At 59.6% G+C, this 14,875-nt stretch carries 10 protein-coding genes; 3 read left to right on the top strand and 7 right to left on the bottom strand.

Annotated elements, in window-relative coordinates:
* Positions 1-56: 56 nt before the first annotated feature.
* The gene (locus tag X751_RS154255) at positions 57-2,504 is read right to left on the bottom strand and encodes a type I secretion C-terminal target domain-containing protein (protein WP_023744449.1); all 2,448 of its coding nucleotides are present in this window, start codon (positions 2,502-2,504) and stop codon (positions 57-59) included.
* The gene (locus X751_RS154250; protein ID WP_023744450.1) at positions 2,501-5,344 is read right to left on the bottom strand and encodes a VCBS domain-containing protein; all 2,844 of its coding nucleotides are present in this window, start codon (positions 5,342-5,344) and stop codon (positions 2,501-2,503) included. The genes X751_RS154255 and X751_RS154250 overlap by 4 nt, the downstream gene beginning before the upstream one ends.
* 322 nt (positions 5,345-5,666) lie before the next feature.
* Here X751_RS154250 and X751_RS154245 point away from each other — a divergent pair, with 322 nt between their 5' ends.
* A complete protein-coding gene (locus X751_RS154245) occupies positions 5,667-6,611 on the top strand; it encodes a transglutaminase-like cysteine peptidase (RefSeq protein WP_023744451.1) in 945 nt (314 codons plus the stop codon).
* Between the two features lie 85 nt (positions 6,612-6,696).
* On the opposite strand, the gene X751_RS154240 is transcribed toward X751_RS154245, so the two are convergent.
* From X751_RS154240 to X751_RS154220, 5 genes are all read right to left on the bottom strand, one after another.
* Positions 6,697-7,332: a ribbon-helix-helix domain-containing protein gene (locus tag X751_RS154240; protein WP_023744452.1), complete on the bottom strand. Its 636-nt coding sequence runs from the start codon at positions 7,330-7,332 to the stop codon at positions 6,697-6,699.
* Positions 7,322-8,611 carry an HlyD family type I secretion periplasmic adaptor subunit gene (locus tag X751_RS154235; protein WP_023744453.1) on the bottom strand — a complete coding sequence of 430 codons (1,290 nt, stop codon included), beginning with the start codon at positions 8,609-8,611 and terminating at the stop codon, positions 7,322-7,324. Before X751_RS154235 ends, X751_RS154240 begins: the two co-directional genes overlap by 11 nt.
* Positions 8,612-8,656: 45 nt before the next feature.
* On the bottom strand, positions 8,657-10,789 hold the full coding sequence (locus tag X751_RS154230; RefSeq protein ID WP_023691465.1) for a type I secretion system permease/ATPase: 2,133 nt from the start codon (positions 10,787-10,789) through the stop codon (positions 8,657-8,659).
* Positions 10,790-10,826: 37 nt separating this feature from the next.
* Positions 10,827-12,275 carry a TolC family protein gene (locus tag X751_RS154225; RefSeq protein ID WP_023744454.1) on the bottom strand — a complete coding sequence of 483 codons (1,449 nt, stop codon included), beginning with the start codon at positions 12,273-12,275 and terminating at the stop codon, positions 10,827-10,829.
* 280 nt (positions 12,276-12,555) lie between these two features.
* The gene (locus X751_RS154220) at positions 12,556-12,831 is read right to left on the bottom strand and encodes a hypothetical protein (protein ID WP_023744455.1); all 276 of its coding nucleotides are present in this window, start codon (positions 12,829-12,831) and stop codon (positions 12,556-12,558) included.
* 889 nt (positions 12,832-13,720) lie between these two features.
* Between X751_RS154220 and X751_RS154215 the strand changes: the two genes are divergently transcribed.
* On the top strand, positions 13,721-14,437 hold the full coding sequence (locus X751_RS154215) for a pentapeptide repeat-containing protein (protein WP_023744456.1): 717 nt from the start codon (positions 13,721-13,723) through the stop codon (positions 14,435-14,437).
* A 143-nt stretch (positions 14,438-14,580) separates the two neighbouring features.
* A complete protein-coding gene (locus X751_RS1000000166920; protein ID WP_023681074.1) occupies positions 14,581-14,736 on the top strand; it encodes a hypothetical protein in 156 nt (51 codons plus the stop codon).
* The last annotated feature ends 139 nt before the right edge of the window (positions 14,737-14,875 follow it).

The raw sequence follows: 14,875 nt of genomic DNA on the forward strand, positions 1-14,875 counted from the left end.
CCCGAAAGCCACTCGCAAAATTCTGTTCATGCTCCTCACCCCGTCCCTTTCGCCCCTTAGGCCACGTCCGTCTTGGTGCCGTGGCTGTCATCGTAGAGTATTTTGACCGCATCGGCGGCGCTGTGGAATGTGTAGTTCTCCAGCACGGCGACCGTATGATAGTTGTCGCCGCCGCCGTCGGTATCGACCTTGACCTCGGCATTGGCCGCATTGGCCGAGGACTGCGCGATCTCCACGAAACCGCCGCCTACGAGATCGGTGACGCCGGCAAGGCCCTTGAGCAAGGAGGAAAGATCGATCTTGTCGCCATCGTGGAAGTCGGCGATCAGGTCGGCGACCTCGAGCGAGCCGATGGCAAAGGTCTTGCTGCCGTCGGAGGCGATGGGCGGCTGCGCCGGGGCGGCGAGCGAAGTGTCGAGCTCGACCTCGACGTAGTTGCCGGTCGTCCCGTCGGCCATCTGGAAGGTTCCGTTGCCGGTCACGGTCTGCCCATCGATTTCGCCGACAGCGGAGGTCGTTGTCGTGCTGATCGAAGTAATATCGTTATGGGCGAGGTTCGACAACTCCCCGGCGTCGCTTATGCCGTTGGCGTTGGCGTCTTTCCAGATCAGCAGGCTGTCGAATGCCGCGTCGCTGTGGTCGATGACGCCGTCATGGTTGCTGTCGAGCGAGGCAAGTGCCGCCGCGCCGCTGGCGAAGTTGCCGCCGCCGAAGCTCGGCGTGAACAGTTCGGTGCCGTCGTCGATCTTGCCATCGTGGTTGAGGTCGATGGCCAGCATGCCGTCGTTCGACGTGTTCCAGGCAACTTGGTCTTTGTGCCCATCGCCATTGATGTCGAATTGGACACCGTGGTTGAGGTCGGAGAAGGCGAAGCCGTCATGGTTGAGGTCGAGGATGATCGGATCGGTTGCGCTGTTGTAGACGACGAAATTCGTGTTGGTGAGCGCGGTAAGCTGCGCTTGCGTGGTGATGTTGTCGAAGGTTGCGACCTGCGTGCGGCCCGGGGCGTCGCTCCAATTCGTGTCGAACCAGAGTTCGCCGTGTCCGGTGGTCGAGTTGAAGACAAGCACATAGGTGTTGGCTGCCACCGCAGCTGTCGCCGCCGCGATCTCGGTCGACGTCTGCGCTGTGTCGATTCTGACGATATGCGCCGAGTCGCCGGCCGTGAGAACGGAGATCGATGCCCGGATCGCGAAGTCGCTGGCATTGAGAGCATTGCCGGCGGAAGTTCCGGTCGTCCCCGCGAAATTGACGCTGCCGGCTCCGGTTGAGCCGTTGTCTAGAAGGCCGATCTTGTCCGTCCCGACCACGAAGTCCTTGATGGTATCCGTCCCTGTGTTGGTCGCCAGCCGGAATTGATCGACACCGGTGCCACCAATAAGGACATCGTTACCGCCACCGCCGCAGATCGTGTCGTTGGCGGAACCTCCGGTCATTATTTCATCGTTTGCCGTGCCTTGCAGCGTATAACCAGGACCTTCGCCGCCCTGCAGGAGGACGCTCAGCGTAGCTGGCGCACTTACATCACCATCCCCATCCTGCGCCGCAATACCGAAGGTGAGCGGCTGATCTTCAGGAATGACAGTCGTAACGAGTTGTACGCCGTCAATTCTGGTGTTTCCGCTACCGCTCTGGCCGGTAAACCATACTTCCATCGTCGCGAATTCTCCGGGCGGGTTTATAGTGACAAACCCGGTGTTCGGCGACTTCACGACTGTAAAGGTTTGAGAACCCGATCCAGCGTTAAAGCCGGTGCCCCCTGAGATCAGATTTCCATCTGCGTCGAACGCGCGCCAGTTGACCACCATGGTGGTGGTGCCACCACCACCATTTCGATCTATTTCAAATGTCAACGCGTCCGCAACTGTGGGGTTTCCGTTTGATGTGACGTTTACAAAGAAACCTTCGTTGTTCTCGATCGTCGTTTGGGCTGTCGTGTCTCCTATGCCAAAACCGGTACCCGTCGGCTTAACGTCGTCATCGTTATCACCTGGCTGTCCTTCGCCCAGGTCGACCAAAGTCGTTCCGTTGAAGATACCGCCATTGAACGTCAGTTCGTAAGCGCCAGCGGGCACCGTCAAAGTCTCTGCGCCTGCGCCGCCACTTGCCGAGCTGAAGTCAAGTGGAATGGAGACGACAGGGCGCTCAGTGTGGGTCAGGGTATATGTGTTGTCGGTGTCGTTCAGGTTAAGTTTGAAAAACTCCTGGGTTTCGCCCGCGTCATGGATGCCGTCATTGTTGGTATCGATGAAGCCCGTCAGTGTTTGACCCCCGTTTGACAGAACTTCGACGATTCCAGCCAGGTCATTGTAGCTGGTGATGACCAGCGCGGAACCGGCATTCGGCCCATCTGCTCCATACTGAACATCGATGTGGCCGGTAACAGTGCCAGTCGTATTAGCTACGATTGCATTCTGGATCGAATTCAGCACCGGAATGTCGTCGACGATGGAGATGACGATCGAGGCCGGGGTGGCATCGCTGTCGCCTGTGGCATCCGTCACCNAACCGGAATGTCGTCGACGATGGAGATGACGATCGAGGCCGGGGTGGCATCGCTGTCGCCTGTGGCATCCGTCACCGCCATGGTGATGGTGTCGCTGAGCGGATTGATCTCGCCCTGGCCGGTATGGGTCAGCGCGGCCGTCAGCGTGTAGCTGTAGCCGTAGGTGACGACACCGCCGGCATCGGGCGCCGAGATCGAGGTGATCGTCAGCACGCCCTTGGAGGTGTCGACATGGTTGCCCACCGCCGTGATCGTCACCGGACCGCCGGCATCGCCGTCGAGGGTGAGTGTGTAGCCTTCGTTGTTGCCGTCAACCGTGAAGGTGCCGGTCTTCGTCTCGCTGGTCGCGCCATGCTGCACGCCGTCGGCAAGCCCGTCTTCGTAGACGGTGGCCGTCGAGCCTGTCGTCTCCGGCACGTTCAGATCCTGGTTGAGCCCGATCACCAGCTGCGCAAGGTCGGTGTCGCCGTCGCCGTCCTTGATCTCGTAGGTGAAGGTCTCGTTGGTCACACCCGCCGGGATCGACGCCGTCGTCAGCGCATAGGTGTAGGTTCCGTCGGTGTGCAGCGTCAGATTGCCATAGGTACCGGCAATCACCGTCGCTCCCGAGATCGTCGTGTAGGTCGCGCCGGCGGCATTGGCTTCGAGGCCAAAGTAGGCTCGCGTCACCGCACCGCCAACCGCGGCGCCATCGGCGCCGATGGTGTCGGCATCGTCGCCGGCACTTGCACCGGCAGCACCGAACACGTTGCCGCTCGTCGAATGGCCAAGCCCTTCCGTCACGCTGTTGGCATCGTTGTCGGCAACCGGAATGTCGTCGACGATGGAGATGACGATCGAGGCCGGGGTGGCATCGCTGTCGCCTGTGGCATCCGTCACNCCGGCAGCACCGAACACGTTGCCGCTCGTCGAATGGCCAAGCCCTTCCGTCACGCTGTTGGCATCGTTGTCGGCAGCCGGAATGTCGTCGGTAACATTGACCTGAACCGTTGCGGTCGCCTGATCGCCGTCCGTATCGGTGGCGACCACGTTGATGCCGGTCAGGTTGATGAGATTCTGCCCACCCGCGTCCGGATGCGGGAAGTTGTCGAGCAGCGTCACATTGACTGTCGCGGATCCGTCCGTGCCCGCCAGAATCGGCAGCGAGGGCGCGACAAGGTCGATCCGGATGGCATCGATGCCGTTGATAGAACCAATGATCTGGGTCGGGTCGACCAGCGTCCAGACGATGTCGGCGCCGGCAACCCCGTTGACGTCCGCCGTGATCCCGGCAACCGAAGTGAACGCCACCCCGGTGATGTTGTCCGAACCGGCATGGAACGATACCGTTCCGCTGCCATCCTCGACGTTGGTCGCGGCGGCGCTGCCGGTCGCATTGACAGTGCCGAGCCCTTCTTCGTCCACCGCGATGACCGCATTCGTCACCACCGACGGATCGGTCCCATCGTTGATGGTGATGGTCAGCGTCGTCTGCGAGGTGTCGCCGTCGCCGTCCTTCAGCGTGTAGGTGAAGGTATCCGTCACCGGCGATGCGTTGCTGATGCTGGAATTGGCGACGTAGCTGTAAGTCCCGCCCGGGCTCAGCGTCAGCGTGCCGTACTGGCCAACAACATGGAAGTCGCCACCCACTACCGTGGTTGCCCCGGCACCCGTCGCGCCGCTCACCGAAGCGTCGTCGGCACCCTTGGTGTCGGCGCCGGCCGGATTGCCGTCGCCGCCGAGCCCGGCGATCACATTGCCGCTCACCGTGCCGCCTTCGGTCACAGTGTCGGTATCGGCAACCGCCGTCGGCACGTCGTCAACGATGGCGACGGCAAAGGTTGTGCTGGCCGTATCGCCGTCGACATCCGTGACGGTGATGCTGAAATTGTCCGGAACCGTGTCGTTGGGATCAAACCCGTTTGTTGGATTCTGATGGGTAACCGACTCGGTGACAGTGTAATTATATTGGATAGCACCGGTGTTCGGATCGAAGGAAACGATCGTGATGTAGCCGAACTGCCCCGGAATTTGCTGGTTGACGCCGGTAACGGTGACGCCGTTGATGACGATCGACCCAATTCCATCCGGTGCGTCGATGGTGATTGATCCGATACCGGAGGTTTCCTCGCTGCTCGGCGCGTTGCTGCCCGGCGATTGGCCCTGGCTGGCGTCAAGACCGGTTTCGCTGGCCGCCTCGTCCGGGGCCAGCAATGATGTGGCCACCACTGAAACCCCTCTGTCGACGATAGACGGGAAGAGTTCACGCCGATCCAGAAGCCCAAATTGCAGAGCCGTGGGCGGCAACAGTGCCGACAGGTCAAACCCGTCGCCGATGCCACCGGGGGGGACGGAGAAGTCTGCGCCCGCGCTTGGGTTCGCACCTCCGGGGCCAGCCGATATCGAACCATCGGCACCGAAGGCGACATCGACATGGCTCGCCTCAAGAGCGGCCAGCAAGGCCACGCGCGGAACCTCGACATCGCCGATGATGAAGGTCGGCACGTTGAGCGCGCCATCCTTGATGACGATGACCGAACCGTCGGCCTGCTCCAGCAACAGATTGTGGCCGTCGACCTTGATATTGTCGATGGAGACATCGGCCGGAAGTTTCACGACATTGCTGGCGTCGGCGACATATTCATGCGGCGCGGCTGCCGCCGGCACCTTCGCCTCCGCGGGTGCTTCCGATTTGACGGGTGCGCCGCTGCCGACATCGACCGGCACCGGTTCGGCAGGCGCCGCCTGAGCGGCCTGCGCTACCTGGATGCCTGCCTGCGCTGGCGAGCCACCATGTTCATGTGAAGAGTGCTCGTCCCAAGAATTCGAGACGGTATCCAAATCGTTACTGGTCGTCATCGCCAAACCCCTCCGGCATTTCCCGGATAGAGACAACGACGACTTCTGTTTTGCAACTATCCCGCAATCAATTTCATATATTCGGATATGCACGTCTCGGCATTTTTTACACGTGGTAAACCCGAAAGATATAACCTGATATACATTGGCCGCGCTGCGTCTCGTTTGATGTACGCCGGTTGAGCTGGGTTGGTAAACAGAAGTATAAATTTGAATAAAGTTTTACACAAAATAGACGTTCTCGATTGCAAGAAACTTATCCACCTTCCTTTCCAGTAATTTGAGACAAGATTGGTAGCGTCCACAGTCAAAGGTGGGCGTTATGAAAAAAGAAAAATCTGCCCTGGGAATAACCGGGCTCAAACTCTTCCTGCTGGCAGTGGCGATCACAGGCCTGCCGCAGCCATCCTCCGCGAGAGCAGTTGCCGTGAATGCCGGCGCTGTCGCTGGGGTGCTGGCGGCTGTCGAAACCCCGTCCAGTCTCGGCGGCGTTTCGCTGGCTCGGCCGCAACCAGTGCAGCCCGTTTCAGCCTACCGGATCGGCATGTTTTTTGGCAGCTATGGTCCTGTTGCCGTTGATGAAAAGCGTGATTCTGCGCTTGCGCAGGACGACGCCGGGATCGACCCGATCCAGACGGCGGCGATCATTCCCGGCGTGTTCGGTTCGGTGGCCCTGTCGATGCGCAATTTCCCGGTCTCGGCGCGCTGGGCGCCGGTCTACAAGGCAATTGTCGACTGCACCACGGACAGCGCGTGCGAACGCAAGAACATTGCCTTTGCCGGAATCGTCAAGGCAGCCCGGGACAAGCGCTTCATCGACAAGCTGTCCTTTGTCAACTCAAGTATAAATCGCGCCATCGCCTACAAGAAGGACAGCGTGGTCTACGGCAAGCTCGACTACTGGGCCAAGCCCCGGGAAATCCTTGAGCGGCGGGCAGGGGACTGTGAGGATTTCGCCATCCTCAAGATGGCCGCGCTGCTGCATGCAGGCATCCCGGCGCAGAGCATGTCGCTGGTCGTCTTGCAGGATCGCAAGCGCGGTTTCTTTCATGCCGTGCTGTCGGTCAGCACCGGCAGCGGCGTCTTCATTCTCGACAGCCTGAGCAATGTCGTTTCGCGCGACACAGACCTGCCGACCTACGTGCCGCTCTATTCGTTCAGCACCGATCGCGCGTGGATCCATGGCTCGAAGACCGGTTCTGCTCAAATAGCCGATATCAAGGGCGGCCTTTCGACGGTCGCGCCTGGTGAAGGTGTGCAGCCGTAAGCTCCCATCAGAGAGTCTTGAGCGCTCTATCTCTTGTTTGACGCAATTTTCCACGGAAACCGCTCACATTTTTCCCGGAATTGCTCTAGCCGCCGAAGACGAACGCCATCAGCAGTTCCGGCTCGACCACCGGCGCCCGCACCGCGCTCAGTTGACCGCGGTAGCGGCGGTCGCCGGCGCCTATGACGAAACCGGTCGCGACCGGCGTCTCGCCATTGGCGTCGAGCCTGGCGAATATGTCGGCGACATTGAGGTCCAGCGCCAGCTTGAGATCCTGGCGCGCGTCCTCGTTCGGCGCCACCGGCAATTGCCGCCGCACCAGTTGCTGGAACGGCGCATTAAACGTCAGGATCTTCTTCGACGATGCCAGGGCAAAGGCGGGCGAGGGACAGGCGACGAGAATGGCGTTGATGGTTTTGATCGACGCCAGCTTCTGTAGTGTGAGGTTCTCGTCGGCCAGTCCGAGCATACAGGCCACCCGGATTGCCGATGTCAGGTTCCCGGCGTTGGCGTGGCTCTCTGCAATTTCCTCGATCAGTGTGCCGATCGTGCATTTGCGGCTTTCCGCCATCTGCTTCAGCGATGTCCAGAACGCCCGTTCCAGACGAATGCCGCGGCGCATGCCGCCACGCGCCACAACCCGGAACTCCAGTCCGAAATCCTCTGCCGCCAGCGGTGGCAGCAGCCGGTCGGCAGGAAGGGAGACCGCGCTATCGCTCACTCATTGCCTCCTCTCGCGCCTTGTTGATCGGCTTCATAAGGTAGGTGAGAATCGTTTTGCGTCCGGTCTTGATGTCGACCGAACAGATCATGCCGGGGATGATCGAATAGGTCTTGCCGTCGCGTGTCAGGGTCGATTTGTCGGTGGCGACACGGACCTGATAATAGGGTTCGCCGGTCTTCTGGTCGACCAGGCTGTCGGCAGTGATGTTCGAGACCTTGCCTTCGATGCCGCCGAAGATCGAGAAGTCATAGGCGGTCACCTTGATCAGGGCATCCTGGCCCGGCCGGATGAAGGCGACGTCCCGCGGTGAGACCCGGGCTTCGACCAGCAGGGTCTCGGACGTCGGCACGATACCCGCGACGACCGCGCCGGGCTGGACGAAGGCGCCGACCGTGTTGATGTCAAGCGTGTTGACGATACCATCGACAGGCGAACGGATATCGGTACGCGCCACCTTGTCGGTGGCACCGCGTATCGTCTCGTCCACCACCGAGAGATCGGCCAGCGCCTGCGTCAGATCGCTGAGCGCTTCCTGTTGCAGCTGGAGGCCAAGTTCGTCGACCTGAAGCTTGGCTTCCGTGATGGCAGACCTGGCTTTCTTGATGGTCTCTCCGGCAAGCGTCAGCTGACCATTGAGCTCGGTCTGCTCGCGCTCGACGCGGAGCTGCTCGGTTCGCGCCATCAGGCCCTTCTTGACCATCGCTTCGACCAGCTTCGCCTCCTGGTCGCTGACGGCCAGGTTCTTGGTGAGGCGATCGGCATTGGCGTTGGCTTCGTCGAGTTCCTTCTCACGCTGATCGAGGCGCGACTTGAGAACCGACAGTTTGACTTCGAAGTTGTCGCGCCGCGCGATTAGCAGCTTCTGCTCGTTGTCGCAGATTTCCGGCGCCACCTTCTGGATCTCGGGCGGGCAGGGAAACGCGCCCTCTAGACTTCCGGTCTGTTCGAATTTGAGCCGTGCAATGCGCGTCTGCAATGCCCGCGCCTTGGCCTGCTGCTCGCCAAGGCTGGAAGTGTTGAAGGTGTTGTCGAGACGAATGATGAGGTCATTCTTCTTGACGACCTGACCGATCGTCACGGCGATTTCCTGAACCACGCCCGGCTCGCTGGCCTGGATGATCTGGGTCTTCGACGCCGGTATGATCTTGCCGTCGCCGCGTGCGATTTCATCGACCTCGGCGAAGGATGCCCAGGCTACCGAACTCGCAAAAAGCGCTCCGATAATGAATATCGAAGCCGACGCAAAAAGCGGCGGACGGTCTTCCCTGGCTAGCATTTCCAACGCTCCAATGTGTTGAATTAACTCGGTAATTCTGTTCGGTCAGGCGCTTGTTTTCTGCAGCGCCTGTATCACCTGGTCTTTCGGTCCATCGGCAACGATCTTGCCCTGCTCGATGACAATCAGGCGGTCGGCCAGCTCGAGCATGCTGAAGCGGTGCGTCGATACGATCAGGGTCGTGTTGCGATCGAAAGCCACTTTGAGCTGCTTGATCAGCTGGCGCTCGGAAGCCAGATCCATCGAGCCGGACGGCTCGTCCAGGAACACGATTTTCGGTTTGGTCAGCAACAGGCGGGCAATTGCCATTGTCTGCCTCTGACCGCCCGAGAGATTGGTGCCGCGCTCGCCGACATTCATGTCGTAGCCTCGCGGATGGCGGGAGACGAAGTCGTCGACGCCGGCAGCCTTGGCCGCCTCGACGATCTGCTCATCGGTCGCCTCCGGGCACGCCATCAGGAGATTTTCCTTGATGGTGCCGGAAAACAGATCGTTGGCTTGCGCGACGATCCCGACCGCGGCGCGAACCTCAGATGGGTGGTATTGGCGGATGTCGATCCCGTCCAGCAGCAGCTCGCCGGAGGTCGGCAGGAAAAGCCTGCCGATCAGCCTCCCCATGGTCGTCTTTCCCGAGCCTATGCGGCCGATGATGCCAATCCGCTCACCGGGCTTCACCGAGAAATTCAGGCCGGTCAGCACTTCGTTTTCGGAACCCGGGTAGACAAAGCCGACATTCCTGAATGCCATTGCACCGTTGCGAATGGGGCGGTTGACGAAACCAACCGTGTCCGGCCGATCCTCAGGCTGCGCCATGATCGAATTCACCATTCGCAGGGACAGCATCGCCTGGCGAAGTCTGGACAAGGTGATCGCAATCTGCCCAAGCGGGGCCACCGCCCGGCCCGCCAGCATGACGGTGCCGATGATGGCGCCGGTCGAGACATGCCCTTCCGAAAAGGCATAGGCGCCGGCCACGATCAAAGCGACGGTGACCATCTGCTGGATGGCTTGCGTTATGTTGCCGGCGGCAGCCGAAAGCTGTTTGATCTTCTCGGACGTGTTGGATGCGTTCTTGGAATGCTCCGCCCATTTTCGCAGAAGGTACGCCTCTGCCCGCAGCGATTTGATCGTTTCCAGCGTGGAGATGGATTCCACCAGCAGGGCCTGGCGCTGCGAAGCCTCGTTCATGGAAGCGGCAACGCGTTTGCCGATGCGCCGTTGCGTGATCAGCCCGACGATCACCGAGGCGACAAAGGCAATGGCCGGTATGACGACCAGCCAACCGCCTATCGCATAGATGACAAGAAGAAAGACGAAGACGAAGGCTGTGTCGATGAAGACGCTGATGGTGTTCGACGTGAAAAACTCGCGCACGAACTCGTACTGGGTCACCCGATTTGCATATTCGCCGGTTGAGCCGGGCCTTGCCGACAAGGACGAGTTCAGCACCTTCTCGAAAAGCATATAGGAGATGCGAAGATCGGCCTTGCGCCCGGCATAGTCGATCAGTGACGCTCTGGCGGTCTTCAAGAGCAGGTCGAACAGAATGACCGCGCCGATCCCGATCGACAGCACCCAGAGCGTCGATATCGCCTTGTTCGGCAAGATCCTGTCGTAGACGTTCATGGTGAAGATCGGTGAGGCAAGAGCCAGCAGATTGATGAATACCGCCGACAGGATGACCTTCGAATAGGTGCGCCAGAACGGCCCCATCGTGCCGGTCAGCCAATGTCGCCGCTCGATCTTGGCCGCCGAACCGACGCTCATTGCCTCTACTGCGTTGGCATAGGTTATCGAGAAGGAAACGCCGCCACTAATATAACTTCCGGAAAACTCGGATTTGCTGATTGTCGTGCGCCCGTCTTCCTGGGGAGCGGTCGTAAATCCACCGTCCTCGGTCTGGGCAAGCAGCGCAACCGGCAACTGGCTGACGCGAAACAGAATGGCGGGAAGGTCGATGCGTCCGCGAAGAAAGTCGCGATGGCTGAATTCCGTGATTTCAAGACCGATGCGTTCGGCAAGATGCCGGATGGCGTCGATATCGATGCGGGTGTCTGACAGCGGCACGCCGGCAAACAGCACGGTCTCGGAACTCGGCCTGCCGAGGTACCCGGCAACAGCGGAGAAGCAGGCCTTGAACGCCTCTTTTGGGGAGAGGATTTTGGGTTGTGGGTTCACGATCGGCCCGCAGGACTATCGTTCGTCCTTGACCTTCCTACTTCTTTCTTACCGGTGCGAGGATGTCGAAAGGCAGATCGTTCGTCTGCTCCGACGGCGTGCGCGCATAGGTTTCGGTGTCGGCCGTTTCAGGCGCATTGAACTCGGCCTTGGCATAGGCGGTGGCCTGTTTTGCCGGCTGAAGATTCATGGTCTTCAGCAACTGCCCGGTTGCCGCCAGCAGCCGGTACTGCGCGAAAAGCGACGCGTAGGATGCGGTGTCGGCAAGCGTAGCTGTGTTGAACCGCGTGTTCTGCGCGTCGAGCACGTCGAGCAGCGAGCGCTGTCCGACCTTGAACTGCTCGCGATAGGACGCCACCAGCCTTTCGTTGGCGGCAGCCTGAAGCTTCAATGTCTTTGCCAGATCGGCCTGCCGGAAGCGGCGATCCCATGACGTACGGACGGCTTCCTCGATCTCGCGCAGAACCTGGTGCAGCACAAGGCGCTGCTCGCTGGTGCGGCGGACCTGCTCTTGCTCGTTGGCTTTGTCGATGCCGCCGCGATAGAGGTTCCAGCGCAGCACCAGCCGCGCCTGCAGGTCGCTAGCGTCGCCATCGTCGCCGTCGATGTCATAGCCGCCGCGGGCGCGGCCTTCGGCGATGACGGAGGGCCCGAATTTCGCCCGCGCCGCATCCACCAGGGAGGCGGCGGCGTCGATATCGCTGTTGGCCATGTGGACGCGCGGATTGTTCTGTCGCGCCAGCCCTAGCGCGTCGTCGAGCGACCTTGGCAGCGCGCTCGAGACATCGCTCGGCCTTGACGCGTTGGTCAGCGGCTTACCGACCGTCTTGAAGAACCGTATCTTGGAAGCCTCCAGTTCTTCGGTCGCCTCCTGCATACGTGCCTTGGCAGCGAACAGCCGCTCCTCGGCCTGCTGGCGATCAGCCTCGTTCAACGCCCCGCCTGCAATACCTTGCCGGATGTCGCCGAGGATTGCCTGGTGAAAGCCCAGATTCTTCTTCGCTTCTGAAACGATCGACGCCTGCAGCATGTATTCGAGATAGTCCTGGACGACAGACAGTCCAATGAATTCAGACCGTTCCAGCACCCGGAACGATGCGCCGTCGACCCGCGACGCCTGACGGTTCAGTTCCGCCCGCCTTGCGCCGCTGTCATAAAGCGTCTGCGTGACAACGACATCGGCTTCCGCCGGATAGAGCGCGTCATCCTCTATGGACAGCGAACGCCGGGAGGAATTGTCGAGACGACGAACCCCCGCCGACGCCTCGACATCGACGCTGGGAAGATAAAGTCCCTTCGCTTGGCGTAGCTCGAATTCGATTGCTTCGCGGTTTTCGATCGCTTGGCCAATTTCGGGGTTGGACTCCACCGCAACCGCCATCGCCTCCTGGAGAGTGAGCGCGTGAGCATTCCCACAACTCAATATGGCGACCGTCGTCAGCAGGCCGAGGCGCTTGCCTATCGCCGACATAGATGTCGTATTCATTTCACCCCACCCCAACGTTCCCCTGCGCCATTATTGCCAGGCGTTACAACTCAACCGTGATTGTTCACAAATTTGCAAAATATGGGAGCACTTATTGATTTAGTGACCGCTAAAACGCTAAATTCAAGCAAAATTCTATAGAATGTCGCAAAAATGGCACATAAAATACCCACTGCGGTTTTTGAGTAACAGCCGTCCGAGTTTGAACAGGCAAGCGAAACCGCTCCGGGAAGGAGGACCGCAAGGCCACCTTATGACCTATTTGCTCCTGATGGCTTGACTATTTCTGGGTGTACTTTTTCAGCGAGGTGACCGACAACATCTTGGTGGCAGCTACAATCGGCAGGATAATCTTAGCCCGCCTGCCAAGAGCCTGGAACGGACACCCCTGCCTTTCTTCGACCTGAAGCGTGGGCATAAATCCCTGAGCCGGCGAATAAACGCCGGCGACTGCTTCACTGGCCAGCGTGCCAGCATAGGGCTCGTATGACGGCCGATCAACGACTGGGTCAACCGAAGAGGTGACGGTACTTTTTGAGGCGGTTCTGTAGGCCATCGAATGCCGCAAGGTCCAAAAATCGCTCGATTGAGCCCATAGCTGGTGAAACCTCAAAATATTTCTTGCGGCGATTTTCCGTTAAAATCAAAAGCGTAATTTTTTTGACGGTTCTAGTGTCGGCCTTTCGCAGCTCAGAAAAAAATTTGACTGTAACGAGTCATACGCTGTTTAAACAATGCGGAACGAAGTGGTCGGTAGCGCCACCACTTTGCGGGACGACATACGAGAGTTGCAGGACGAGCGGTCAAACATCGAGGGGCCGCCGGCTCGTTAGATACCGCTACTCGTTCTTCCGCGCCATTCCAACAGGCTGAACTTCGAGGCAAGTGAGCCCGTCCTGGTCCGGCGCCTCGACTCGTAAATCCATTCCACCGATTACAACTGCCTGCAAGCTGCCGCTTGTTTGTTACTTCCCGAGTCTCATCGGCCATATCGAGGCGCTAGACCGTCAGCTGGTCGCGCGCTGTTGCCACAGCTGCCGATCTGCAACCGCCCCCATTTCCGCGGTTCTGGACCCTATCTCCCAACGTTTGCAAAACGAGGTCAGCTATGGTCGGCAGTTTGGGGTCGCGGGAGCATACGGAATGACACGGGAACCTTTCAGATTTTGGCCCACCAAAATTCAGCAAAATCAACAATTTCCGTTCGCCCTCCGGGCCCACCAATAACTCACGGCTTACGCCGAACTCTTTGTTTTGTGATCGCATCCGCGAAAAAGCGCTCTGCCGTCAAAGCCTTTCCCCACCTCTCGATGAGTTCCGCAAGCTGCTGCTGGCTATCGGCGGATCGTTGATGCGCAACTGTGACGGCGGTCGTTACCGTGGCTCGAGTGTCAGCAGATGTGGTAAGGCTGATTGTCGACGAGTAGCAGAGGGGTCCAGCGACAATGACTTTGAGACGAACCAGAGCTTACGGCGGATCCGGCTTGGTTCTGGCGGTTTGCACTGTATTGGCTTGGCAAAACGCCACCGCCGCTCAAGATTGCTACGCAGCCGCGACGCCTGGCGTCAATTGGCAGGAGTGTGACAAAAAGCTTCTCATCCTAGAAGGACAGGACCTGAGCGGGGCAAACCTGTTCGGTGTTGATTTCACTTCGACCGACCTCAGGAACAGCAATCTCCTTGCGGCAAATTTTGAGAAGGCAACGCTTGTGCGCGCTTCCCTGGCCGGCTCGACCGCCAAAGGCGCCCGGTTCGACAAAATCGAGGCGTACAGGACCGACTTCAGCCATATGGACGCGCAGGGCGCCGTGTTTACGGGCGCGGAAGTGCAGCGCTCGAATTTCCAGGACGCCAATCTGGTCAATGTTGATTTCACAAAGGCGGAATTGGGGCGTGCACAGTTCCATGACGCCGATGTCAGCGGCAGCCACTTTTCGTTTGCCAATCTCGCGCGGGCGGACTTCCGAGGAGCGAAGTTCACCGCACCGATAGACTTTGACGGCGCTTTTTTCTTTCTGACCCGTATCGAGGGCCTCGATCTATCCAATTCGGCGGGTCTGTCCCAGTGGCAGCTCAACATGGCTTGCGGGGACGCCCGGACCGAGTTGCCTTCTGGCATGACGAGGCCAGAAGATTGGCCCTGTCAATTCCAGCAGGAATAGCCCGCCCGTCCGCTTCCCGCCAAAGGCTGCCGGGCGGCAAAGCGCCTCAATTCAGTCCTCGGCCAGGGGGCAAAGCACGACACTGCGGGACATTTCCGGCAATCTCATTTACCGGCGAACGACAACGACCAAATGGAGGACGGATGCCCAAGGTCAAAGGTGATACCGCTCTGGACAAGGAGCGCGCCAAAACAGAGAAGCTCCTCAAAAAGGTTGGATACACCGCCTTGAAGGAGGCCGGTGTGGTATCCAAGCGACCCGACCTCCCAAATCTAAAGGTTGAAAAGCGAGGGAAATAGCGCGGACACTCGCGTGCTGATCTGACCGAAGGCACGCCCAAAATGTAGACGTCTGCTTTGCCTTCTCAAGCTAGGAGGGTGCAGGCGGCGCTTGCGAGAACCACAAGGCGGACTGCTGGGGCCGGAAGAAGCTGTCGTA

Source organism: Mesorhizobium sp. LNJC394B00 (assembly GCF_000502555.1).
Classification (GTDB): Bacteria; Pseudomonadota; Alphaproteobacteria; order Rhizobiales; family Rhizobiaceae; genus Mesorhizobium.